At 31.9% G+C, this 23,142-nt stretch carries 26 protein-coding genes; 20 read left to right on the top strand and 6 right to left on the bottom strand.

From position 1 onward, the window contains the following. The first annotated feature begins 3 nt into the window (after nt 1-3). Nucleotides 4-717: an SAM-dependent methyltransferase gene (locus tag M890_RS0101655; protein WP_028281848.1), complete on the top strand. Its 714-nt coding sequence runs from the start codon at nt 4-6 to the stop codon at nt 715-717. On the opposite strand, the gene M890_RS0101650 is transcribed toward M890_RS0101655, so the two are convergent. The 5 genes from M890_RS0101650 to dapF all read right to left on the bottom strand — a co-directional run bounded on the left by M890_RS0101650 (nt 714) and on the right by dapF (nt 4,709). Continuing rightward, on the bottom strand, nt 714-1,352 hold the full coding sequence (locus tag M890_RS0101650; protein ID WP_028281847.1) for a hypothetical protein: 639 nt from the start codon (nt 1,350-1,352) through the stop codon (nt 714-716). The genes M890_RS0101655 and M890_RS0101650 overlap by 4 nt on opposite strands. Nucleotides 1,353-1,458: 106 nt before the next feature. After that, nucleotides 1,459-2,364, bottom strand: a complete 906-nt coding sequence (locus tag M890_RS0101645) for a DUF2279 domain-containing protein (RefSeq protein ID WP_316929338.1) — start codon at nt 2,362-2,364, stop codon at nt 1,459-1,461. Nucleotides 2,365-2,369: 5 nt separating this feature from the next. Then, nucleotides 2,370-3,413, bottom strand: a complete 1,044-nt coding sequence (gene mltG, locus M890_RS0101640; protein ID WP_028281845.1) for an endolytic transglycosylase MltG — start codon at nt 3,411-3,413, stop codon at nt 2,370-2,372. Further along, nucleotides 3,403-3,936, bottom strand: a complete 534-nt coding sequence (locus M890_RS0101635) for a GNAT family N-acetyltransferase (protein WP_028281844.1) — start codon at nt 3,934-3,936, stop codon at nt 3,403-3,405. The genes mltG and M890_RS0101635 overlap by 11 nt, the downstream gene beginning before the upstream one ends. Beyond that, the gene (dapF, locus tag M890_RS0101630) at nt 3,930-4,709 is read right to left on the bottom strand and encodes a diaminopimelate epimerase (protein WP_028281843.1); all 780 of its coding nucleotides are present in this window, start codon (nt 4,707-4,709) and stop codon (nt 3,930-3,932) included. Before dapF ends, M890_RS0101635 begins: the two co-directional genes overlap by 7 nt. 125 nt (nt 4,710-4,834) lie before the next feature. Between dapF and M890_RS0101625 the strand changes: the two genes are divergently transcribed. From M890_RS0101625 to M890_RS0101615, 3 genes are all read left to right on the top strand, one after another. Then, complete coding sequence (locus M890_RS0101625; protein ID WP_028281842.1) at nt 4,835-6,247, top strand: S1C family serine protease; 1,413 nt, start codon at nt 4,835-4,837, stop codon at nt 6,245-6,247. A 151-nt stretch (nt 6,248-6,398) separates the two neighbouring features. Continuing rightward, a complete protein-coding gene (locus M890_RS0101620) occupies nt 6,399-7,847 on the top strand; it encodes a glyceraldehyde-3-phosphate dehydrogenase (protein WP_028281841.1) in 1,449 nt (482 codons plus the stop codon). 129 nt (nt 7,848-7,976) lie between these two features. Further along, complete coding sequence (locus tag M890_RS0101615) at nt 7,977-8,606, top strand: hypothetical protein (RefSeq protein ID WP_051437421.1); 630 nt, start codon at nt 7,977-7,979, stop codon at nt 8,604-8,606. 265 nt (nt 8,607-8,871) lie between these two features. Here M890_RS0101615 and M890_RS0101610 read toward each other — a convergent pair whose 3' ends face one another. Continuing rightward, entirely contained in the window at nt 8,872-9,720 is an 849-nt protein-coding gene (locus tag M890_RS0101610) for a DUF2911 domain-containing protein (RefSeq protein ID WP_028281839.1), read from the bottom strand. 140 nt (nt 9,721-9,860) lie between these two features. Between M890_RS0101610 and M890_RS0101605 the strand changes: the two genes are divergently transcribed. The 16 genes from M890_RS0101605 to M890_RS0101535 all read left to right on the top strand — a co-directional run bounded on the left by M890_RS0101605 (nt 9,861) and on the right by M890_RS0101535 (nt 23,142). After that, nucleotides 9,861-10,190, top strand: coding sequence for an ArsR/SmtB family transcription factor (locus tag M890_RS0101605; RefSeq protein ID WP_028281838.1), 330 nt, complete (start codon nt 9,861-9,863; stop codon nt 10,188-10,190). 34 nt (nt 10,191-10,224) lie between these two features. Beyond that, on the top strand, nt 10,225-10,695 hold the full coding sequence (locus M890_RS0101600; protein ID WP_028281837.1) for a DUF6428 family protein: 471 nt from the start codon (nt 10,225-10,227) through the stop codon (nt 10,693-10,695). 1 nt (nt 10,696) lies between these two features. Further along, complete coding sequence (locus M890_RS0101595) at nt 10,697-11,185, top strand: GNAT family N-acetyltransferase (RefSeq protein WP_028281836.1); 489 nt, start codon at nt 10,697-10,699, stop codon at nt 11,183-11,185. Between the two features lie 223 nt (nt 11,186-11,408). Next, nucleotides 11,409-12,065, top strand: coding sequence for a TetR family transcriptional regulator C-terminal domain-containing protein (locus tag M890_RS0101590; RefSeq protein ID WP_028281835.1), 657 nt, complete (start codon nt 11,409-11,411; stop codon nt 12,063-12,065). A gap of 67 nt (nt 12,066-12,132) precedes the next feature. Continuing rightward, nucleotides 12,133-13,443 carry an ABC1 kinase family protein gene (locus M890_RS0101585; protein WP_028281834.1) on the top strand — a complete coding sequence of 437 codons (1,311 nt, stop codon included), beginning with the start codon at nt 12,133-12,135 and terminating at the stop codon, nt 13,441-13,443. Continuing rightward, nucleotides 13,444-14,061, top strand: a complete 618-nt coding sequence (locus M890_RS0101580; RefSeq protein WP_028281833.1) for a flavin reductase family protein — start codon at nt 13,444-13,446, stop codon at nt 14,059-14,061. It begins immediately after the preceding gene. A gap of 256 nt (nt 14,062-14,317) precedes the next feature. Continuing rightward, on the top strand, nt 14,318-15,742 hold the full coding sequence (locus M890_RS0101575) for an SDR family oxidoreductase (RefSeq protein ID WP_028281832.1): 1,425 nt from the start codon (nt 14,318-14,320) through the stop codon (nt 15,740-15,742). 4 nt (nt 15,743-15,746) lie between these two features. Next, nucleotides 15,747-15,887 (top strand): DUF2256 domain-containing protein, encoded by a 141-nt coding sequence (locus tag M890_RS16590; protein ID WP_232219124.1) that lies wholly within the window; start codon nt 15,747-15,749, stop codon nt 15,885-15,887. Beyond that, on the top strand, nt 15,857-17,170 hold the full coding sequence (locus tag M890_RS0101570) for a DASH family cryptochrome (RefSeq protein ID WP_028281831.1): 1,314 nt from the start codon (nt 15,857-15,859) through the stop codon (nt 17,168-17,170). The genes M890_RS16590 and M890_RS0101570 overlap by 31 nt, the downstream gene beginning before the upstream one ends. A gap of 71 nt (nt 17,171-17,241) precedes the next feature. Continuing rightward, nucleotides 17,242-18,774 carry a cryptochrome/photolyase family protein gene (locus M890_RS0101565; RefSeq protein WP_028281830.1) on the top strand — a complete coding sequence of 511 codons (1,533 nt, stop codon included), beginning with the start codon at nt 17,242-17,244 and terminating at the stop codon, nt 18,772-18,774. Between the two features lie 293 nt (nt 18,775-19,067). After that, a complete protein-coding gene (locus M890_RS0101560; protein WP_198018187.1) occupies nt 19,068-20,552 on the top strand; it encodes a cryptochrome/deoxyribodipyrimidine photo-lyase family protein in 1,485 nt (494 codons plus the stop codon). A gap of 113 nt (nt 20,553-20,665) precedes the next feature. After that, complete coding sequence (locus M890_RS0101555; protein WP_028281828.1) at nt 20,666-21,094, top strand: hypothetical protein; 429 nt, start codon at nt 20,666-20,668, stop codon at nt 21,092-21,094. Beyond that, on the top strand, nt 21,095-21,373 hold the full coding sequence (locus tag M890_RS0101550; protein WP_028281827.1) for a TIGR03643 family protein: 279 nt from the start codon (nt 21,095-21,097) through the stop codon (nt 21,371-21,373). A gap of 80 nt (nt 21,374-21,453) precedes the next feature. Next, the gene (gene folE / locus M890_RS0101545) at nt 21,454-22,131 is read left to right on the top strand and encodes a GTP cyclohydrolase I FolE (RefSeq protein ID WP_394331858.1); all 678 of its coding nucleotides are present in this window, start codon (nt 21,454-21,456) and stop codon (nt 22,129-22,131) included. 4 nt (nt 22,132-22,135) lie between these two features. Beyond that, a complete protein-coding gene (locus M890_RS0101540) occupies nt 22,136-22,360 on the top strand; it encodes a hypothetical protein (protein WP_028281825.1) in 225 nt (74 codons plus the stop codon). Between the two features lie 98 nt (nt 22,361-22,458). Further along, the gene (locus M890_RS0101535) at nt 22,459-23,142 is read left to right on the top strand and encodes an SDR family NAD(P)-dependent oxidoreductase (RefSeq protein WP_028281824.1); all 684 of its coding nucleotides are present in this window, start codon (nt 22,459-22,461) and stop codon (nt 23,140-23,142) included.

Genomic DNA, 23,142 nt, shown 5'->3' with positions numbered 1-23,142 from the left:
ACTATGACAAAAGGTAAATTATATTTAATTCCGTGTACACTTGGAGAGTCCAATCCATTTCATGTTTTACCTGCTCAGGTTAAAACAATTATTGATAGTTTGGATACTTTTGTTGTTGAAAATTCCAAAGCAGCTAGAAAATTTATAAAATCAATAGCTCCAGAAAAGCAACAATCTAGCTTAACACTATTTGAATTAAATAAATTTACAGAAGCTGCAGATTTACCTAATTTTATACAACCTTGTTTAGAAGGTAAAACTATTGGTTTAATATCTGATGCTGGTTGTCCTGGAATTGCAGATCCTGGAGCTGACGTTGTTAGTTTAGCTCATAAAAATGATATACAAGTTGTTCCATTAGTTGGACCATCCTCCATCCTATTAGCTATGATGGCTTCTGGTATGAATGGACAGAGTTTTGCATTTAATGGCTATTTACCAATTGATAAAGGCGAGCGTAAAGCTGAATTAAAACGTTTAGAACGTTTAAGTTTTGAACACAACCAGACACAGTCTTTTATTGAAACACCTTACCGAAATAATAAATTATTAGAGGATTTATGCAACACTTTAAGCGAAAGCACAGAAATTTGTGTGGCTTGTGATATTACTTTACCAACTGAGTTAATTAAGACAAAAACGGTAAATCAATGGAAAAAAAATAGTGTTGACCTACATAAAAGACCAACACTATTTATAATTCATAAAAGCTTTTAAGCGCTTTCGTATTTAACTTTAACCTTTTTAACAGGTTTAATTAATGAGGTATCATAACCCGAAAACTTTTTCATGTAATATCTAATGGTTGCGCCATTTGCGTCAGCAAAACCGGTTTCGCCATAACTTCTAAGAAATTTTTTAACACTTCCTGGACCTGCTAAATGTGCAGCAGCAAGTATACCAGACTCTGTTACCTTAACGCCTTTAATCAGTTTTCCTTTAAAACGTTTAATATCCTTACGTAAAACCCATTTATTACGCTGTGTATTAGCTATAAATGCTTTTTCTTGTAATTCTGGATTATTTAAAAATAGTTGAGGATGATGGATACCTAAGACTTTTAAGGTGCTTTTCCCAAATTGATATTTACCCAAGTAACCAAACTGGTTAACTCTAAAATAATCATTTTGAGACTCTTTAAAACCTAAAGCTTCTTTAAAACCTGTAAATGATTTACCTAAATGTGGCGAAAATAATTTTTGTTGATTTATTGCTAAATCCTGATTATCTAAATCATTAATATCGTATCGCTCAATTAGTTTAGCATTACCTTCTGTTTGATTAAAAACAACCAAAACTAATATAGATATGGTAAGTACTAATGATATAAACTTTCCAATATTTTTTTTCATTTGTATTGATTTAAAAGTCTAATAATTATTAAGGGATAGACTTAAATTTCAGCGTGCAAATATACGAAAAATAATTAAATACTGATAATCAATATGTTAACTTATGTTAAAAGTATAAAACATGTCCTTTTAGCTTTCCGTTTTCATTTAATTGTAATGTTGGGAAAGGTATTTTAACAACATTTATAAGGTTAAATACCTGTTTTAAAAATGTTGAATTTGTATTAATTTTAGTTAAGTCCATATCTAAACTTAAATAAAATTGTCTACTCCTATTTTGGTTTGGAAAATTTATGTTTTGAAGACTTGCATTACCATACAAAAGTCCATCAACGCCATAACCCACAGCTACATTTAACCATTTAGGTAATTTACTGTCTTTAAAAAACGAATGTATATTTGCACTTAACCAATAGGTTTGTCCATTATAATCTTTAATCATTTCTTCTAATAAACCCGCTCCTAATTTATTAGGATTTTGATTGGCATATGAGCTTTGATTGAAAGAGTATTTTAATTGAATGCGTTGTTCATCCCAAAGTAATTGTTGTCCAATATACAAACCTGTTCCTGCTGCATTTGCTGAAAAATCTCCCCAAGAAAAACCCCATTCTTCTGAAAAACCATCTAAAACTTCGACAGCTGTTAAAAAAGAAAAGCCTAATGTTGCTCCAAATAACAACTGATTTTTTTTGCTAACACCACTCCAATTTAAAGTTTGAGCTCCAAATTTACCTAATTGATACGCAGAAAAACTATGACCTAATTTATCCATTTTAAACCACTCTGAATTATCGTTTGTGGTATGAAATTTTGAACGTTCATAATCTGAATACCATAACGTATTTAAACCAACTATTGACAAAGTGGCCAAACTGGTTTGAGTAATTATTACACCTTGTTTACGTTTTGTATTAAGTGTGTCACTAGGTTTAAAAAACGAATCATCATCAATTTGCCCTAAAGCTAAAATTGAAGTCAATAAAAGTAATAAAGTGATTATTTTATTCAAAAAAATTATCTGTTAACTCCTTGACTATTAATCCAACGTACGTATTCGTTTTTATTGGCATTATGCTGACTTAATGTTTTAGCAAATTTATGATAACCAAAGTTTTGCACATTAGCGACAAAGTAATAGTAATCATGAGATTCTGGATTTAATACAGCGTCAATTGCTGATACGTCAGGCATTGTTATTGGTCCAGGAGGAATACCTGCATATTTATACGTATTGTATGGCGAATCAATTTCAAGGTCTTTATATAGTACACGTTTTATAATTTGATCAAAATCGTTTTCTTTTAATTTTTTAGAAAATATAACTGTTGGATCTGCTTGTAATGGCATTCCTTTTTTAATACGATTTAAATATACTCCTGCTACTCTTGGTCTTTCGTCAACTTTAGCAGTTTCTTTTTGAACTATAGAAGCTATTGTCATAACCTCGTTAACTGAAAGGTTTAAAGCTTTGCGTTTAGTTTGTCTAGTGGTATTCCAAAAACGGTAATATTCTTTTAACATACGGTCTCTAAAACCTTCTGCAGATGTATTCCAGAAAAACTCATAACTATTAGGGACATACATATTTAATACTGTCGCTTCTGTAAACTTGTGCTCTTTTAAAAAAGCATCCTCAGTCATTACTTTTAAAAGTTGTAAGCTATCAGGTTCTATTTGCTGTGCAATACGACCAGCAAGATTTTGAATACGTTCTTGATTATTAAAACTTAATTTAATTGGGATGTTTTTACTCCTAATCGAGTTTATAATATCATTATTACTCATGTTTTTAGTAATTGCAAAACGTCCTGCTGTGATATTGCTTATATATTTTTTTTGCTTTGCCAAAGCATCAAAACTGTCAATATCTTTTAATAGAGGTACTAATTGCGCTCTTACCTGATCGTAATTTGCATTGGTTGGAACATATATATAAGCTTTGTCATTATTAAACGCTGTGTTTTGCTTAAACATGGCTCCATAAATAAAATAGGCAAAATAAGCTGCAACTACTAATCCAATTAAGGCTATAGCTAATAAAATTTTTTTAATGTACATCTGTATTAATCAATTGAAATAAATATTCGTTTTTAAAGTGACCGTCTAAATAATTCCAGTCTTTTTTTAATCCTATCTCTTTAAAGCCTTGACTTTTAAAAAGCGCTAAACTTGCGGTATTGTCTTCACTTATGTTACAATATAATTGATGTAAATCTAAATGTTTAAAACAATAATTAGTCAATAATTGCAAAGCTTCTTTACCATGCCCTTTTTGTCTATTAGCAGTATCTTTTACTAAAATACCAATGCCTGCTCTTCTGTTTTTATAATCAAAATCAAATACATCAATCATTCCTATTGCATCTTGATCTTTATTACAAATGACTAAACGTAATTGTTTGACTTCGTAAATATCTTTGTGTGCATGATCTAAATACTGTTTGATTAGGTATTTGGAATATGGTGTTATCGTATTGCTAATTTCCCAAATGGACTCATCATTTTCAATCTCGTGTATAAATGACAAATCTTCTGGCTCTAAGGCTCTTAAATTTATATGTTTACCTTGTAATGTTAGCATGTAATTTCGCCTTTAAAAACCTGTGTTGCAGGTCCTATTAGCATGACATTTTTATAGACGTTATCTGTTTTAGTAAAGGATACTTTTAACTGTCCTCCTTGTACTTTTAAATTAATTACTGAAGCATTAATTTGACCTGTCTTATGCATGGCTATAGCGACTGCTGTTGCACCTGTACCACATGATAAGGTTTCATCTTCTACTCCTCTTTCATAGGTTCTTAACGCATAAGTGTCATCCTCAATTTTTTGAACAAAATTTACATTGCTTCCTACTTTATTATAAGGTTGTCCATTTCTAATTTTTGAGCCTTCCGTTTTAACATCAAAATTAACTAAGTCTTCAACACACTGAACGTGATGTGGTGATCCTGTGTCTAAAAATTGATGGTTTTCAAAAACTTCAATGGTATCCACATCTTTCATTTGTAAATGTATTAAACCATCTGTCAATTTTGCATAATGCAAACCGTCTATCGCTTCAAAAGTGGTCTCATGTTTTACAATCTGCAAAAATTCCGCGAAAGCGACAATACAACGTCCACCATTACCACACATTGTACTTTGGTTTCCGTCTGCGTTGTAATAAACCATTTTAAAATCTACGTCTGGATGATTTTCTAGTAAAATCAGTCCATCTGCACCTATTCCAAATCTACGATCACATAAAAATGCAACAAGTTTGGTATTATTTTTGTCGAATAAGTTTTGTCTATTATCAATCATGACAAAGTCATTACCTGTTCCTTGATATTTATAAAAAGTCAATGTCATTGGGCTGAAAAATTGAAGCACAAATATAAGTTTTTTCAGTTGTTAAAACGTCGTTAAAGTTGAAATAGACATTCAATATTTAATTAATTTTAATCGTTATCTAATAAATCTAAACTAAGTATTTTATGAAGAAGATGTTAACTTTGGTTTTAGTTTCGGTATTAGGAGGTGCAATTACTCTAGGAACATATAAAACCTTTCTTGAAAAAGACAACGTACAAATTGCAACTAACACTACGCTGGATAATCCTGTTTTTTTACCTACCAATTATAAAACAACCACAACTGCATTAGCTGCTGCTGAAGGGATTAATTTTACTAATGCTGCAGATAAAACAGTACATGCTGTAGTCCACGTTAAAAATGTGGCGTTAAATACAGCGCAACCTACCTTACAAGATTTATTTTATGGTCGCGTACCACAAAAAAGGCAATTGGGTACAGGTAGTGGAGTAATTATATCTCCTGATGGTTATATTATTACCAACAATCATGTTATTGAGGACTCGCAACAATTAAGTGTTACCCTTAATGACAACCGTACATTAACTGCTAAAATTATTGGGTCAGATCCAAAAACAGATATTGCTTTGTTAAAGGTAGAAAGTGATGAGCAATTACCTTATACAACATTTGGTGATAGTGATACTGCTAAAATTGGCGAATGGGTTTTAGCTGTTGGTAATCCGTTTAACTTAACATCTACAGTTACTGCAGGTATTATTAGTGCAAAATCAAGAGATTTAAGTGGACAAAGCACACAGTCTTTTATACAGACTGATGCTGCTGTAAATCCAGGAAACTCTGGAGGTGCTTTAGTAAACACTGCTGGTGAGTTAATTGGTATTAATACAGCAATTACCTCTCAGACTGGATCATACATTGGTTATTCGTTTGCTGTACCAAGTAATATTGCAAAAAAAGTGGTACAAGATATTATGGAGTTTGGTAATGTCCAAAATGGTATTTTGGGTGTCATTGGTGGATCATTAAATAGTACTTATGCAGAAAAGTTAGGTGTTGGAGAAACTGAAGGTTTTTATGTGGATGATGTTGAGGAAGACACTGGTGCTGCAGAAGCTGGTATTAAAAGTGGTGATATTATTAAAATGATTGATAATATTAAAATTAAAAAATTCTCTGATTTAAGAGGGTTTTTGGACACTAAGCGTCCTAATGATGTTGTTAACGTAACTTTATTACGTGATGGCCAAACCAAAGAGGTTGCGGTTACTTTACTTAAAAACAACACCTATATTTTACCTGTTATTGGAGTTATTAAAAATGCAAAACCAGAAGACTTAAAAAAATACAAAACTAAAAATGGTGTAAAAATCACTAAAGTTAATGGTACCTATGGTCAATATTTACAAAGAGAAGGTATTGAAGCAGGTAATATAATTACTGCTATTAATAATGTAAAAGTAAATACTATTGAGGATGTTGATCAAATTTTAAAAAACAGAGATACGTACCAACCTTTAAGTATTGAGCTAATAAACTCCAAAGGAGAGAAAAACAGATATGGTTTAAGGTAATTAATTATCCAACTTAAATTTAAAGCACTTAATTGTAAAAATTAAGTGCTTTTATTTTTTTACACTTTTTACTTTACGAAATCGTTTGAAATCTATACTTTTGCCGAAAATTTAGAAGTCTAAATTAACAACACACACTAAATAATTTAAAATGTCCATTAACGAAACTTACGAAAACGAATTAGCGTTTCAAGCAGACAGAAGACGAGCTACCGTAGAATTTATTAAAATTGTTAGCGATTTATGGTATGACAAATCTATCGAATTGGTGATTTTTAGAAACCAATTAATTGACAGAAATGTATCTGAAATTTTAAACCTGCATGAATATGCTGGCGAATTTGTACAAAAACCAATCTCAATATTTGATTCTGTAGAGATTGCACAAGCTATCAAAACTTTAGACGTTCCTCCTGCTAAATTAGATATTGGTAAATTAACTTATGAGTATCATTTAGAAGAAAAAAAATACAGTAATGCTTTAGCATTTGTATCTAACAAACTTAAAGGTGCAAGCAACACTAAAGATATCACACCTAAAGATGTAGTCCTTTACGGATTTGGACGTATTGGTCGTTTAGTTGCTAGAGAGTTAATGACACGTACTGGTAAAGGAAGCCAATTACGTTTACGTGCAATAGTAACACGTGGTAAATTAGATGCTACGGTTTTAGAAAAACGTGCTGCTTTATTACGTAACGACTCTGTACATGGAGATTTTTCTGGTACTGTAACTGCTGATATTAAAAACGAAGCCTTAATTATTAACGGAACAACTGTAAAAATAATTAATGCTAACCAACCAGAAGACATTGACTATACCAAATATGGTATTAATAATGCGTTAATTATTGACAATACAGGTGTATTTAGAGATAAAGAAGCCTTAACTAGACTTAAAAACTCTCCAGGTGCTGATAAAGTATTATTAACTGCTCCAGGAAAAGGGATTCCTAATATTGTTTATGGTGTTAACCATCTAGAAAATGATCCTGATAAAATAGACATCTTCTCTGCTGCATCTTGTACAACTAATGCTATTACTCCTGTTTTAAAAGCAATGGAAGATACTTACGGTGTAAAAAGTGGACATCTAGAGACAATACACGCTTATACTAACGATCAAAACTTAGTAGACAACTTCCATAGCAAATACCGTCGTGGTCGTGCTGCTGGATTAAACATGGTAATTACCGAAACTGGAGCTGGTCAAGCAGTCTCTAAAGCTTTACCAAGCTTTGAAGGTAAATTAACATCTAACGCTATTCGTGTACCTGTACCAAATGGATCTTTAGCCATTTTAAATTTAGAGCTAAGCTCTAAAGCTAGTATTGACAGTATTAATGCAACATTAAAAAAATATGCATTAGAAGGCGATTTAGTAGAGCAAATTAAATACGAAATGAGTGACGAGCTAGTGTCTACAGACATAATTGGTAGCTCTGCACCTTCTATTTACGATAGCAAAGCAACCATTGTTAGAAAAGATGGAAAAAACGCAATATTATATGTATGGTATGATAATGAGTATGGTTATAGTCATCAAGTTTTAAGATTAGCTAAGCATATTGCTAAAGTAAGACGTTTTACGTATTACTAACATCCAAATTTTAATTACAAACGTATATATAAAAGCCTCGCAATTGTGAGGCTTTTTGTTATATTTAAGCCTTATAGCAAACCTTTTTTTTATATTTTCGCAAAGACGAAAGACAACAAACAAAATACAATGCGTAAAACAAATTATCTATTAGCAGCTTTTTTTATTTTACTTTTTACTTTTACTGCTACTGCACAAACTGAAACCGAAGAAGAAGATGACCAATTATCTTTAGATTCTGGAACTCTAGAAAACCAATTTGAATATCTTACAAAAAGATCTAACAACTGGAGAGATGCACGTGGACAATCTTATGAAGTTGTCAGAAACGAATGGATTGCAAAAATTAAATCGCACACTTTAGATTCACTTAAAGCTTTAAAAAAAGAACTTTTAGACACTCAAAACAAGGTCGCTTCTCAAAGCCAAGAAGTATCGCAGCTAAAAAGCACCTTAAGCAATACAAAAAATAACCTTGAAGAAACAAATCTTGAAAAAGATAGCATGTCTTTATTTGGTTTACAAATGAGTAAAACTGGTTATAACACCTTATTGTGGTCTATTATTGCTGGTTTATTAGCTTTTCTATTTTTCTTTATATATAAATACAAAAATAGTAATGCTATTACTAAAGAAGCAAAATTAAGATTAGAAGAAACTGAAGAAGAGTTTGAAGAACACAGACGTAACGCTCTAGAGCGAGAACAAAAAGTAAGACGTCAACTTCAAGACGAACTAAATAAAAACAGAAACAGCTAGCATTAAGCTGCCTTTTCTATACATTATTAAAATCTGCAAATTAATATTTGCAGATTTTTTTTGCATAAAATTCATTTAATCTAAAACATATATGGCAATGTTTACATTACTTAAATAGCGAATGATCAAACAATAAATAATAGCGCTTTCGCGGAATCTAAGCCTGTACATATTAAAACACTTTAAAATCTATTGCTTACATAATAAAAAAAGCGCAACTCATTGAGTTACGCTTTTAAAAAATTTTAAGATTAAAAACTTAATACTATAATCCTCCCCATTCTTTTAATGAGTCTGTATTCATTTTAACATAATCAGCATTACCTGCTTTTTTAGCAAGCTCTAAAGACGCTTTAGCTGCCTTAATAGCTCCTTTTTTATCTCCTGCTTTTGCGTTAATTAAAGATTGTTGACGTAACCACCAAAATTTAGGTTCAGCTTTAGTCATCTCCACAGCTTTATTCATCCAAATTACTGCTTGATTAATATCTTTTCCAGCTTCTAAATAGTAACGTGCTGAGGCATAGTAATCATCTGCACTTGGTCCATTCATTGTTTTTTCAATAGCTGAAGTAACAGTCTTATCTGTAGGTACTGCTATTTTAAAGGCTACATAAACTTTTTCCCACATGATACCTACCATTGCAGAATCATTTGTTAAATCATCAAAAGACAATGTAAACGTTTCAATGTCAATTGGTAATGGATATACTTCTGCTGTTACTTTTGCCACTACTTTAGTTTCATCCCATTTTTGTGGTGTTCCCCAATTTTCAGTGTCTGCATAAAAAACAACATCCCAACTGTCTTCATTTGGTGTTGTAAATATAGCGTAAGAGCCTGCTTTTACATTACTATCTCCAATAGTAACATCTGTACTAAAAGTAATAATTGTATTTTGGTTTGCTCCTGTTCTCCATAGCTTTCCAAAAGGCACTAAATTTCCAAAAATCTCTCGACCTCTCATGGATGGTCTAGAGTATTCTAATGTAATGTCAGTCAATCCAACTTTTTGTTCCATTTTTTGAAATGGACTTGGTTGCGGAGTTTCAATTTGTGCATTAACAGCAAACGATACCGTTAATATCATAATTAAAGTAAATAGTTTTTTCATGGTTGTAATTTTATTTTATAGTGTATAAAATTAAGCATATCTAAAAGCTTGTTTGTTAATAAAAACTTAAATTAAGATTTTATTAAGACAAAAATCAAAATATTAATCGTAATATTGCGATATACAAATAAGTTAACAGTATGGGATTAATTAAAACCGAAAAATTTTCAGAATCACAAAACCAAATTGCACTTTTTGCAAAAGCATTTGGGCATCCTGCTAGAGTAGCTATTATACAGCATTTATTTAAAATTAATGCGTGTGTATGTGGTGATTTAGTAGAAGAAATTGGGTTAGCACAACCCACAATCTCACAACATTTAAAAGAACTAAAAAACTTAGGCTTAATCCAAGGGACTATTGAAGGTACTAGTGTTTGCTATTGTATAAACAAGGACAATTGGACAGCCATGAAAACTCTTTTAAATGACTTTTTTAACAACAATTTAGACAGCAACACGTGTTGCTAACATCAAAATATTAATCATAATAACACATTAAATTATGACACTTTCAGAAATTAAAAAACACTTATCACAATTAGAGACTATTTCTTTTACACTGCCTGATGGTAGTTTAGTCCCAAACCATTTTCATGTTACAGAAGTAGGCAAAGTAACAAAGCATTTTATAGATTGTGGCGGAACTGTAAGGGAAGAGAAAAAAGTAAATTTTCAATTATGGAATGCAAATGATTATGATCACAGATTACATCCTGAAAAACTGGTTAAAATTATCACGCTTTCTGAAGACATCTTTAATCTTCAAGATTTAGAGATTGAAGTAGAATACCAAGGAGAACAAACCATTCAAAAATTTGGTTTAGAATTTCAAAACAATTCGTTTCAACTAACATCATTAGTAACCGATTGTTTAGCAAAGGATAAATGCGGAATCCCAGAACCAAAACAAAAACTACAATTTTCAGACTTACAATCAGGTGAAACATGTACTCCAGGTTCTGGATGTTGTTAAAATGAAAATTATTACCATAAATAAAGCCAATTTTTCAGAAGTACAATCCATTTATCATGATGGTATTGCTACTGGAGTTGCAACGTTTGAAACAGTTGTACCTGATTGGGATTATTGGAATAATAACCACTTACCTATTGGTCGTATTTTAGCAATAAAAGACGACCAATTTTTAGGTTGGGCAGCTTTAAGTGCTGTTTCAAAAAGAAAAGTATATTCTGGTGTTGCAGAGGTTAGTGTTTATGTTTCAAAACATTTTAGAGGCCAAAAAGTGGGAGATTTCTTGCTAAAAAAACTAATTATAATTAGTGAGCAACATAATATATGGACGCTACAAGCCGGAATTATGAGAGCAAATAAAGCTAGTCTAAGACTTCATATCAATAATGGTTTTAGAATAGTTGGTTACAAGGAAAAAATAGGACAATTAAATGGCATTTGGCTAGACAATGTCATACTAGAAAGGCGTAGCAAAACTGTTGGTTGCTAAATTAAAAATGCAGATAAAGTTGTAAACCACACAGATTTATTCTTATCACTACCTAGCTCATTTTAAACTAATTTTAATAGAACATCAAGCTTACTTATTCTTCAATTTCAGTGTAAACTAAAACTAAAAACAGTACATAACATAAACTCATGTTAAATTTTGTTTAACTTTAATTAAACATCGTTAAACATTTTGTATCTTTATGCTATCAAATTTTCATAGGATGGCAAAAAAGAAAAACATAAGCAGTAACGACATTATTTCATTTTACATGGATTATGTCTTAGAACATAACGAACAACCTAAATCAGTTTACGCATTCACGAAGCATAATAATTTTGAGGAATCTAAATTTTATGAGCACTTCGGAACATTTGATGCTATAGAAAAAGGAATCTTCAAAGCCTTTTTTGACAACACGCATCACGCCTTAGAAGCTAGCGAAGAATACGCACATTTTGAGCCTAGAAATAAATTACTAAGCTTCTACTTTACTTTTTTCGAAAATCTTACCGCTAACAGAAGTTATGTGGTATATGCTTTACACAAACATAAAAACAGTCTTAAAGGCTTCGCTGCGTTATCAGAGCTTAAAGCAAGTTTTGCACACTATATACAAGAATTAGGTATCGAGCTTATAGATATCAAACAAGAACAGCTAAACAAAATTCAAGATAGAGGTCTTACAGAAACTGCATGGTTACAATTATTATTAACCATGAAATTTTGGATGGATGATACCTCTGCTTCGTTTGAAAAAACAGACATTTTTATAGAAAAATCTGTGAACACTAGTTTTGATGTTCTTAACGTCATGCCTTTAAAAAGCATTATTGACTTTGGAAAATTCATTTTTAAAGAAAAAATTAAGATGAATTAATACATTCTTCATTTAGAATGTTTGAGGTACTAAAAAATGTATCAAGAATAACTTAAATCCACAACTATTGAAAACGATAGACAAAATACCAACTTCAAAAATTTCTAGAGCAACTAAACTTGTTACTACTGGAGCCAAAGTTGGTGTTAATTACCTAAAATACTATGGTGACAAAATCACTAAAACTGAAGCCGAAGCTAAAGCTAGACTTAACGAAAATAATGCGGAAGACATTTACGATGGTTTAAAGCAATTAAAAGGAAGTGCACTTAAAGTAGCGCAAATGTTAAGTATGGAAAAAAGTATTTTGCCACAAGCTTATGTAGAGAAGTTTTCATTGGCACAATTTTCTGTACCACCACTTTCTGCACCTTTAGTTAGTAAAACTTTTAAAAAATATTTCGGGAAATTACCAAGCCAAATTTATGACTCTTTTAATCTAAATTCTGTAAATGCTGCCAGTATTGGACAAGTGCATTTAGCCGAAAAGGATGGGAAAAAACTTGCTGTGAAAATTCAATATCCAGGAGTCGCAGATAGCATTGCTAGCGATTTGGCTATGGTAAAACCTATTGCCATAAAAATGTTTAATATTAAAGGTAAGGACTCTGATAAGTACTTTCAAGAAGTAGAAAACAAATTAGTAGAAGAAACCAACTATATTTTAGAAGTTGAGCAAAGTAAGGCTATTGTTGAAGCGTGTAAACACATTCCTAATCTCAAGTTCCCTAATTATTATGAAGATTTATCTTCAGAACGTATCATAACTATGGATTGGATGGAAGGCGAACACCTTTCTGAATTTACTGCTTACAATAAAAACCAAAACAAAGCGGATCAATTAGGACAAGCCCTTTGGGATTTTTATATGTACCAAATGCATGTAATTAAAAAAGTACATGCGGATCCGCATCCTGGAAACTTCTTAGTCTCTAAATCTGCCGATTTAATTGCTTTAGATTTTGGATGTATGAAGGAGGTTCCTGAAGATTTTTACGTGCCTTATTTTGAATTAGCAAAACCAGAGGTTATAAATAATAAAATCTTATTTACCGAAAAAATGTACGAATTAGAGATTTTAAGAGAAGAAGACACTCAAGAAGAGTTAGATTTTTTCTCCTCAATGTTTCATGAGTTGTTAAGCTTATTTACAAAGCCTTTCCACGAAGATACTTTTGATTTTTCCGATCCAGAATTTTTTAACGCTATTTCAGAAATGGGACAACGTTACAGTAAAAGTACAGAGTTAAGAAAAATGAATGGAAACCGAGGTTCTAAGCATTTTATTTACATAAACAGAACCTTCTTTGGTTTATATAATTTAATGTTTGACTTAAAAGCAAAAAACGTTCAAATCAACAATTACAAATCCTTATAAATGGCTTATTTTAATTTAAAACAGATTCAAGAATTAGAGCATTTGTATAAAATTAATTTAATTAATAGTTGCTCTGGTTTTAAAAGTGCTAATTTAATAGGCACAAAATCTAATAATGGACAAGAAAATGTAGCTGTATTTAGTTCGGTAACACACGTTGGAAGTAATCCACCTTTATTGGGCTTTTTTTGTAGACCAACAACGGTAACACGTCACACGTATGATAACATAAAAAACACAGGTGTTTATACTATTAATCACATTGATTTAGACAATTTTGAAGACGCACATCATACGTCTGCTAAATACGACCAATCGATTTCAGAATTTGATATGACTGGTTTAGAGTCAGAATACAAAGACAATTGCAAAGCGCCTTTTGTTAAAGGAGCTCCAATTCAACTAGAAATGAAATTTGTTGAAGAATATCTAATCAAAGCTAATAACACAATTTTAGTAATAGGAGAAATACAAGGTTTGTATATTAATGGTGATTTATTAGAAGACGATGGATTTATAAACCTATCCAAAGCAAATATTGCTGCTATTAACGGATTGGATGGATACACAATCCCTAAATTAGAAAAACGCTTAGAATACCAAAGACCTAAAAAATAAAAAGAATAATAATGGTTTGAAATAAAACCAAACTATTTCAGATAGAAAGTCCCAAATTTCGACACAGTCGGAATCATCAATTTGGAGAAATAAAGAGTGAAGAAACGTAACTGCGAAGCAAAGTTTCAAGCATCAAGTTTCAAGAACGAATGTTCCGCAGGAATTTCCTCAAATTGATTTGAATTTTTGGTTCGTATTGTTTCAAGACAAAATGAACAGAAATAAATAAAATTACATAACAATTAAAACCAAACCCATGAGAATATTAGTAACAGGAGCAACAGGTTACATTGGTAAGCGCATTATCCCGTTACTATTAGAACAAGGACACACTGTAGTTTGTGCTGTTAGAGGTAAATTACGTACAGAACGTAAATATTCTGAAGAAGAAAACTTACACGTTATTGAGGCTGACTTTCTAAAGCCTGAAACTCTAAGTAATATTCCAAAAGATATTGATGCTGCCTATTATTTGATTCATTCTATGTCAAATTCGGTAGATCAATTTCATCAAATGGAAGAAGACTGCGCGGTAAATTTCAAAAATTATATTGAAACAACTAACGCCAAGCAAGTCATTTATTTAAGTGGTATTACAAACGACACCAAATTATCCAAGCATTTATTATCTAGAAAAAATGTCGAAACAACCTTGCAATCCCAGCACTACGCCTTAACTGTTTTTAAGGCAGGTATAATTGTTGGTTCTGGTAGTGCTAGTTTTGAAATTATAAGAGATTTAGTAGAAAAACTTCCAGTAATGGTTGCGCCTAAATGGTTAAATACAAAAACACAACCTATTGGCGTTAGAGATGTCTTAACGTTTTTAATTCGTGGTCTTGGAAACCAAAAATTATATAATACTTCACACGATATTTTTGGACCAGAAGTCATGACATATAAACAAATGTTATTAAAATTTGCTGAAGCCAGAAAACTAAAGCGCTACATATTAACTGTACCTGTAATGACACCAAAACTGTCTAGTTATTGGCTATATTTTGTGACGTCAACGTCTTATAAATTGGCTTCATCATTAGTAAATAGTATGGGTATTGAAATTATTGGCGAAAAAAGTAACATCAACCAATTATTAGACGTCACGCCTATGTCCTACAAACAAGCTGTAGAATTAGCTTTTGTCAAGATTGAAGGTAACGATATTATCTCAAGCTGGAAAGATGCACTTATTAACAGTAGATTTAAAAAACGAGCATCCACACAATATTTAAAAGTACCAAAACACGGTTGCTTTACAGACATAAAAGAACGCAAAGTCAAAGACGAGCAGCGTACACTTGAAAAAATTTGGGCTATTGGTGGCGAAAATGGTTGGTATTACGGTACATTTTTATGGAAAATCAGAGGTTTTTTAGATAAACTAGTTGGTGGTATTGGCTTGCGTCGTGGACGCACAAATAAAACAAATATAAAAACTGGAGATGCCTTAGACTTTTGGCGTGTCCTTTTAGCAGATAAAAAAGAACAGCGTCTAATACTCTTTGCAGAAATGAAACTTCCAGGAGAAGCTTGGTTAGAGTTTAGAGTTGCCAAAGGTAAAGTATACCAACGTGCCACTTTTAGACCTCGTGGACTAGCTGGACGTTTGTATTGGTATAGTGTATTACCATTTCATGGTTTTATTTTTAAAGGGATGATTAACAAATTAGCTAATGCCTAAAAACATAAAAAAACAAAATCTATCAACCAAAATATGCCCAACGTGCAAATTGCCATTTACTTGGCGTAAAAAATGGGAAAAGAGTTGGAATGACGTAAAATATTGTAGTGAAAAATGCAGACGCAACAAAACAAAAACAGCCTAGTTTGGTTTAAAAACGACTTAAGAACACAAGATAATATTGCACTTAAAAAGGCAATAGAAAACAGCAATACTGCCATTGCTGTTTATTGTTTTGACCCAAGACAATTTAAAAAATCCCCTTTTGGATTTAAAAAGACAGAAAACTTTAGAGCGCAGTTTTTAATCGAAACTATAACAGATTTAAAGCAACAGTTAAAGCTGCTTAATATTCCGTTGTTCGTTTACACGGAAACTCCAGAACACGCTATCCACAATTTAGTTAAGCAACATAATATTTCGACTGTTTATCTTCAAAAAGAATGGACAGATGAAGAGGTTTCGGTTATCAATCAAGTAAAAGCTAATCTTTCAGATGACATAAAATATATTGAAACTTACGACCAGTTTTTATACCATCCGGAAGATATTCCGTTTAAAACGGAAGCATTACCAAACGTGTTTACACAATTCAGGAAACAATGCGAAAAACTGAGTACGATCAGACCTTTAAACGTCACTAATTCAGCTACAGCTGAAAACTTCAACATAACAAACAACACAACAATTCCTACTTTAGAAACTCTAGGATTGGATGCTATTACTCCGCATCCTAATAATGCGTTTCCTTTTAAAGGAGGAGAAACCGAAGCTTTTAGACGTTTAAATAATTATTTTTTCGAAACCAAAAAATTAGGCTTTTACAAAAAAACTAGAAACGGATTAATAGGTACAGACTTTAGTTCTAAGTTCTCTCCATGGTTAGCTAACGGAAGTTTATCTGCTAAACAAATTTATCATGAAGTTATACGTTTTGAAAACCAACATTTAAAAAATGAATCTACTTATTGGCTAATTTTTGAATTGATTTGGCGTGATTATTTTAAATACGTATCATTAAAACACGGTAACCAACTATTTAAAATAGGTGGTATTTTAAACAAGCAATACCACTGGTCTACAAATCAAACAAAAATTAAACAATGGATTGATGGCAACACGCCAGAACCTTTTGTTAATGCTAACATGCTTGAGCTAAAAAAAACAGGTTGGATGAGTAATCGTGGACGACAAAATGTTGCCAGCTATTTTGCAAAATCTTTAGAATTAGATTGGCGTATTGGAGCAAGTTATTTTGAAAGTATGCTTATAGATTATGATGTGCATAGCAACTACGGAAACTGGATGTATGTTGCAGGTGTTGGAAACGATCCAAGAGACCGAAAATTTAACGTAAAACTACAAGTAGAACGCTATGATACTAACGGAAAGTATCAACGTTTATGGCTGCAAGACACCCTTTTTTAATATTCGTCCGTTTAAGTGTTTTATAAGCTCAAGTAAAATACACAAAGAACTAAACAGAAAACAAACAAGCATTGAAAACATTAAGACTAATACTTGGCGACCAACTAAACAGTAAACACAGCTGGTACAAAGACAATCCAGAAAACACAGTATATTGTTTGTTTGAAATGCGTCAGGAAACCGACTACGTGACACATCATATCCAAAAAGTTATTGGATTTTTTGCTGCCATGCGCGATTTTGGTCAACATTTAAAAGACCAAGGTTTTACTGTCCAATATTTAAAACTAGACGACAGTAAAAACACCCAAAGCTTAACAGACAACCTTAAGTTACTAATAGAGGAACATGACATTACTAAATTTGAATATCAATTACCAGACGAATACAGATTAGACGAACAATTGACTACTTTTTGTAACTCGGTAGATATTGATACAGAAGCATTTTCAACAGAACATTTTTACACAAAACGTCAAGATTTAAAACAGTTTTTTAAAGGTAAAAAGCAATACCTAATGGAAAACTTTTATCGTGAAATGCGTAAAAAACACGATATACTAATGGTTGCAGGACAACCTGAAGGTGGGAAATGGAATTACGACAAAAGCAATCGCAATAAATGGAAAGCCGAGCATCCCATTCCGCCTTACAAATATTTCAAAAATGATATTGAAGCTATTGCAACGCTAATAGAAAAAGAAGACATTAAAACACTTGGAACATTAGACACAAAAACCTTCAGTTATCCTATAAACAGGCAACAAGCACTAGAGCAACTTAAATATTTTTGCGAGGTATTGCTGATTCATTTTGGAGATTATCAAGATGCCATGCACACAGACCAAGTCTATTTGTTTCATTCTAGACTGTCTTTTGCTATGAATCTAAAATTGATTTCACCTAAAAATATAGTAGATACTGTACTTAATTATTGGCGCAAACATGGCGAGGATATAAATATTAGTCAAGTAGAAGGTTTTATTAGGCAAATCTTAGGTTGGAGAGAATATATGCGTGGCATGTATTGGGCTTTAATGCCAGAATATAAAACGCTTAATTATCTTGAAAACAATAATAATCTGCCAGATTTTTATTGGACAGGAAACACAAAAATGAATTGCCTAAAACAATCCATTACCAATAGTTTAGACAATGGTTATGCACACCATATCCAACGTCTTATGGTTACTGGTAATTTTGCATTATTAGCACAAATAGATCCTGATCAAGTGGATGCCTGGTATTTGGGTATATATGTTGACGCTGTAGAGTGGGTTCAGCTTCCTAATACAAGAGGGATGAGTCAATTTGCAGATGGCGGAAAAATAGCAACAAAACCATATGTATCTAGCGCAAGTTATATTCACAAGATGGGAAACTACTGCGACAGTTGCCACTATAATAAAAAAGAAAAACTAGGCGACACAGCCTGTCCTTTTAATAGTTTGTATTGGAATTTTTTGGATGACAAACGTAAACAATTAGGCGATAATTTCAGAATGAAAATGATGTACAGCCTATTAGATAAAATGGAAGCTAAACAACTAAGTAGCCTAAAAGAAAGAGCACAACAAATTATTGAAAATCCTGATAGTTTTTAAAAAACACCTCGATACAATTTTTAGAGAAAAACTAAAAACAGTCACACAAACGTCACTTCGAGTGGTTTGTGAGGTACGAGCAAATTGTATCGAGAAGTAGTAAAAGTGTAAAGAACAAAATAGCATCTCGATACAATTTTTAGAAAAAAACTAAAAACCACTCGATGTGACGATTACGTAAAACAAGAGATAAAACAGAATTAGAAACTCAAAATAGACATGCAACGTCAATTCGAGTGATTTATGAGGCACGAGCAAATTGTATCGAGAAGCAATAAAGAAAAATCAATAAAATGAAACAAAACCTAAGCATAGTATGGCTAAAACGCGACCTTCGACTACAAGATAACGAAGCCATTACTAATGCTTTAAACTCAGGTCAACACACGCTCCTACTCTACACTTTTGAAGATTTTTTATTACAAGACAAACATTATAGCCAGCGTCATTGGGACTTTGTAAAACAATCTTTAGAAGATTTAAACGCACAGTTAAAACCATACAATTCCAAAGTATTGGTTGTCCAAAATGACATCCAAAAGGTTATAAAAACTATCAACATAACTTTTAACGTCACCAACGTATTTTCTCATAAAGAAACAGGTCTTTTATCTACGTTTAAACGAGATATCGCTTTCGCGGAATTTTTAGCCAAAAACACTATTGTTTGGTCAGAAAATGACAATAATGGTGTGCAACGTGGACTAACCAACAGAAATACATGGTATCAGAATTGGGACAATTATATGATGCAAGCCGAGTTTCTGTTTCAACCGAAACCAAATCAATTACTACATATAAGTCAAATTGAAACTCTTGAATCGGAACTAAACACAATTTCCGTGTCAACGAAACATTCAATAACATTTCAAAAAGGAGGCACAACAACAGGATTAAAATACATGCAATCGTTTTACAACGGACGATACAAAAACTACATGTATCACATCTCAAAACCTTTAGAAGCTAGAACAGGTTGCAGCAGATTATCACCTTACATTGCTTGGGGAAACTTATCCATAAAACAGGTTATTAATGGCGCATCAGAGGTTGTAAAGCACACCAAATACAAACGTCATTTAAATGCATTTGTATCCAGACTGCGTTGGCAAGCTCACTTTATCCAAAAGTTTGAAATGGAACACCTTATGGAGTTTAAAAGTGTTAACAAAGGCTATCACCAACTAAATAAACCTGTAAATTTAAAATATCAAGACGCTTGGAAAAACGGACAAACAGGCTTTCCATTAATAGATGCTTGCATGCGTTGTTTAAAAGAAACTGGCTATCTAAATTTTAGGATGCGAGCCTTAGTAGTGTCTTTTTTTACACATAATTTATGGCAACCTTGGCAAGACATGAGCCAGCATCTAGCAAGCCTATTTTTAGACTTCGAGCCTGGTATCCATTATCCGCAAATACAAATGCAAGCTGGCGAAACTGGCATTAATACCTTACGTATTTATAACCCATTAAAAAATAGTTTAGAGCACGATCCAGATGGTAAATTTATTAAACAATGGGTTCCAGAATTGGCTAATTTAGAAGCGCCTTTTATTCACAATCCAAGTGATATGTCTTATTTTGATCAACAACTAACAGGCTTTCAACTTGGTACAGATTATCCTTATCCAATAATTGACGAGAAGCAAACTAGAAAATACGCAAGCGACACACTTTGGAACCTTAAAGATAATCCATTAGTCAAAAAAGAAAGTTATCGTATTTTAAAACGACATACTTTAAATGACCGTAATAAATTACTTCGCAATCAATAACTTACTTCTATCTAAGCATAATTAAATTCAATATGTTAAATTTTGTTTAACAATACTTAAAAAAAGTTAAACATTTTGTATATTTGAGTATAATTAAAAGAAAAGATTAAGATTTGTTATTAAACACGACACATAACAATAAAGAAAACAACAAGCTAATTGATGATATAGTTGGTAAACCTTTTAGTCTTATACAGTCTATCAAAATGAGAGGTGTCGGATCTAAAAGGATGATTGTTGATGAGGTTAGTCCTAATATGGCATCAATTTTGAATACAGTTAGTGACACTAATTACGGAAATATAGAGTTAAGACCAATTGGTATATTAATACATATTACTAAAGGCTTACAAAACTTTACTTGGGCAATTCCATATTATCAATTAGTAGTTTACAAAATAAATGGGTCAAGTATTCATTCTAACGGAAAATTTATTCATTTTAGAAACAATAAGACCTTTAAGGAAAATAAAAAGTTTTTTGATAAGTTAATGAATGAGAAAATTAAATATGACCAACAATTTAATTTTTCGCCACAATAAATGATAAAAGAGTTTACAATAGAAGAATTAGATCGCATTATTGAGATGGCATGGGAAGACCGCACACCTTTTGACGCCATTACATTTCAATTTGGATTAAAAGAGCAAGACGTCATTACATTAATGCGTCGCGAAATGAAACCTAGTAGCTTCAGGTTATGGAGAGCCAGAGTACAAGGCCGAAATACAAAGCATAGCAAAAAAAGAGTATTTGAAGACGGTCGTTTTAAGTGCTCTAGACAAAAACAAATTACCCACAATAAAATATCTAAACGTTAGATATTTATAAAAACTGCTTTGATTTGGCTTGATTTACCAAATACAGCATATAAAAAGAAAAAATGATTAAACAAAACGTAATGCCAACCCTAAACCATCAAGACCTTAATGGTATTGACTATCAAGACATTGGAGATGATCACATGTATACAGGTCTTGAAACACCTATGAAGAGTGACGCTTTCAAATTTTCTGATGAAGTAAAGAAAGAAAAAATTGCTATTCTTTTTGAAGAAATTATGGACGTTATGGGTTTAGATTTAACCGATGATTCATTAAAAGGCACACCAAAAAGAGTGGCCAAAATGTACATTGATGAAATATTTTCTGGATTAAACCCTCAAAATAAGCCAAAAATTGCGTTATTTGACAATAAATACAAATACAATCAAATGTTGGTAGAGAAAAATATTACTTTCTACTCCAACTGCGAGCACCATTTTGTACCCATTATTGGTAAAGCTCATGTGGCTTATATTTCTTCAGGGAAAGTAATAGGCTTATCAAAATTAAACAGAATTGTTCAGTATTTCGCTAAACGTCCTCAGGTACAAGAACGCTTAACAAACCAAATAGCAGAAGAGCTAAAAGCTGCATTACAAACAGATGATGTTGCTGTAATTATTGATGCCAAACACTTATGTGTATCGTCACGAGGTATTAAGGATGAAACTTCTGCAACAGTGACGACTTTTTATGGTGGAAGATTTAATACACCAGAAAAAATAGCCGAATTACAAAATTATTTAAAAGAGTAGCATTATGAGTATCGTAGAAAAAGCAATAGAGTTTACAGAAAAAAAGCACAAGTTTATTACAACAAGTGATCGTATTCTTGCGTCAAGAGAAGCTAAAGATTTAATCCTTGGTTTGAATGAGCTTTACAAAGAAAACAAAGATCCTAAGTTAATGGATATAATGAAAGATTTGACTGCTATCAAACAAAAGATTGAAAAACGATTAAAAGGAAGACCATCTGCTGCATAAGCATTAGATAATAATCTAAATTACATATTAGTGGTATTACTTAATAGGAGCAATCTTATTAATACCACTTTTTTTATACCTAAAAACGAAAAATAGCCATGAAAAATTTAGTAATAATTGGAGGTAGTAAAGGTATTGGAAAAGCCATTACCCAAACCTTTTTAGACACACACAAGGTCACAAACATTAGTCGCACTAAACCAGATTTTAACCACCAAAATCTGACACATTATAATTGCGATATTTTAACCGAAGATCTACCTGAACTAGAGGCTGTAGATACATTAATTTACTGTCCAGGAAGTATAAACCTAAAACCTATAGGAAGACTTAAATTAGATGATTTTAGAGCAGATTTTGAGATTAACGTTATAGGTGCAGTAAAAGCTATACAAAAATATCTTGATCCTTTAAAAAAAGGCTCAAATCCATCTATTGTATTATTTAGTACAGTAGCTTCCAAATTAGGAATGCCATTTCATGCAAGTGTAGCTGCTTCTAAAAGTGCTATTGAAGGATTAGTAAAATCTGTAGGTGCCGAAATGGCTCCAACTGTAAGGATTAATGCAATAGCACCAACAGTTACAGATACTGAATTAGCCTCAAAATTATTGCGTAACGAAAAAATGATTGAAAACATAACAGAAAGACACCCTTTAAAAAAGTTTTTAAATCCACAAGAGGTTGCAGACATGGCTCAGTTTTTAACGTCAGATAAAGCATTATCAATCTCTGGTCAAGTCTTTGAAATGGATTGTGGTATAGTAAGTTTTAAAATCTAA

The organism is Olleya marilimosa CAM030, assembly GCF_000518485.1.
Taxonomy (GTDB): Bacteria; Bacteroidota; Bacteroidia; order Flavobacteriales; family Flavobacteriaceae; genus Olleya; species Olleya marilimosa.
Note: the sequence above shows the minus strand (reverse complement) of the source record. Positions and strands in the feature narration are given on the sequence as shown.